2 protein-coding genes and 1 pseudogene are annotated in these 2,191 nt (G+C 70.5%); all 3 read left to right on the forward strand.

The features are described 5' to 3' along the window. Positions 1–767 (forward strand): annotated as a pseudogene (locus tag AB4Z01_RS36120) (NAD(P)(+) transhydrogenase (Re/Si-specific) subunit alpha); the annotation flags it as partial. A gap of 12 nt (positions 768–779) precedes the next feature. Continuing rightward, positions 780–1,187, forward strand: a complete 408-nt coding sequence (locus AB4Z01_RS36125) for an NAD(P) transhydrogenase subunit alpha (RefSeq protein ID WP_441701664.1) — start codon at positions 780–782, stop codon at positions 1,185–1,187. Positions 1,188–1,236: 49 nt separating this feature from the next. After that, the coding region (locus AB4Z01_RS36130; RefSeq protein ID WP_441701666.1) for an NAD(P)(+) transhydrogenase (Re/Si-specific) subunit beta at positions 1,237–2,191 on the forward strand (955 nt) is incomplete at its 3' end.

Here is a 2,191-nt window from a genome sequence, read left to right on the forward strand (position 1 = left end):
CGATGGACGTGCTGTCGAGCCAGGCCAACCTGGCGGGCTACCGGGCGGTCCTGGAGGCGGCGTCGGTGTTCGGCCGGGCCTTCCCGATGATGATGACGGCGGCGGGCACGGTGCCGCCGGCGCGGGTGCTGGTGATGGGCGCGGGCGTGGCCGGGCTGCAGGCGATCGCGACGGCGCGTCGGCTGGGGGCGGTGGTGTCGGCGACCGATGTGCGCCCGGCGGCGAAGGAGCAGGTGCAGTCTCTGGGCGCCAGCTTCGTCGCGGTCGAGGACGAGGAGTTCAAGGCGGCCGAGACGGCGGGCGGCTACGCCAAGGAGATGTCGGCGGAGTACCGGGCCAAGCAGGCGGTCTTGATTGCCGAGACGATCAAGAAGCAGGACATCGTCATCTGCACCGCGCTGATCCCCGGCCGCAAGGCGCCGGTGCTGATGGATGAGGCGATGGTGCGGTCGATGAAGCCGGGCTCGGTGATCGTCGACCTGGCGGCGGAGCGGGGCGGCAACTGCGCCCTGACCCGGCCGGGCGAGGTGGTGGAGGATGGCGGCGTGACCATCGTCGGCCACAAGAACGTCCCGGCCCGGATCGCGACCGATGCCTCGGCGCTCTACGCCCGCAATCTCGTCGCCTTCCTGACGCCGCTGGTCGACAAGGACAGCAAGGCGCTGAAGGTGGACGGATCGGACCAGATCGTGGCGGCGACGCGGCTGACCTCAGGGGGCCGCGTGGTGCATCCGGGCTTCGGCGGCCAGGCCGAGCAGGCGGCGTAGGGGAGCGGGCAGATGGCGACAGAGGAACTCGCGCAAGGCGCGCAAGGGCTGGCGGAGGCGGCGCGGGGCCTGGCCGACCAGGCCCAGGCGCTGGCGGTGCAGGCCCAGGCATCGGCCGCGGCGGTGCCGGCGGGGGAGCASGGCTTCTTCCTGACCGGTCTGACGGTGTTCGTGCTGGCCTGCTTCGTCGGCTACTACGTGGTGTGGCGGGTGACGCCGGCGCTGCAYTCGCCGCTGATGAGCGTGACCAACGCGATCTCCTCGGTGATCGTGGTCGGCGCGCTGATCGCGGCGGGTCCTGCGGTGATCGGGGCGTCGAGCSTGCTSGGCGCGCTGGCGGTSYTGCTGGCGTCGGTGAACATCTTCGGGGGCTTCCTGGTGACGCGCCGGATGCTGGCGATGTACCGGAAGAAGGGCTGATCCAGCCCGTACAGGCGACAATCCGAGACGAGAAGTGCGAGGGGACGCGATGACGAGCCTGGCGGTGCTGGCGTATCTGGTGGCGGCGGTGTGCTTCATCATGGCGCTGCGGGGCCTGTCGAGCCCGGTGACCAGTCGGCAGGGCAACCTGTTCGGCATGGYSGGGATGGCGATCGCGGTGGCGACGACGCTKATCCTGGTGCCGCAGGTGCGGAACTACTGGCTGATCGTGCCGGCGATCGCGATCGGCGGCGGCATCGGCTATGTGGTGGCGCAGCGGATCCAGATGACGGCGCTGCCGCAGCTGGTGGCGGCGTTCCACAGCCTGGTCGGGCTGGCGGCGGTGTGCGTGGCGGCGGCGGCGTTCCTGGACCCCGCGGCCTACAATATCGGCACGCCGGGCGCGATCCATGTCGGCAGCCTGATCGAGATGGCGCTGGGGGCGGCGATCGGGGCGATCACCTTCACCGGCTCGCTGGTCGCCTTCGCCAAGCTGCAGGGGCTGGTCACGGGCAAGCCGCTGGTGTTCCCGCTGCAGCACCCGCTGAACGCCGGCCTCGGCCTCCTGATCATCCTCCTGATCGTGTGGATGTGCGCCGGCCAGTCCGGCGCGGCGTTCCTGCTGCTGATCCTGGTGGCGCTGGCGCTCGGCTTCCTGCTGATCCTGCCGATCGGCGGGGCGGACATGCCGGTGGTGGTGTCGATGCTGAACAGCTACTCCGGCTGGGCGGCGGCGGGCATCGGCTTCACCCTGCAGAACAACCTTCTTATTGTCACCGGCGCGCTGGTCGGGTCGTCGGGCGCCATCCTCAGCTACATCATGTGCAAGGGGATGAACCGGTCGATCATCAACGTGATCCTGGGCGGCTTCGGCGGCGATTCCGGCGCCGCGGCGGCCGGCGGCCCTGCGGGCGACCGTGCGGTGAAGCAGGGATCGGCGGAGGACGCGGCCTTCGTGATGAAGAATGCCCGCTCGGTGATCATCGTGCCGGGCTACGGCATGG

It is taken from the genome of Inquilinus sp. YAF38, assembly GCF_052113205.1.
In the GTDB taxonomy this organism is placed as follows: Bacteria; Pseudomonadota; Alphaproteobacteria; order DSM-16000; family Inquilinaceae; genus Inquilinus.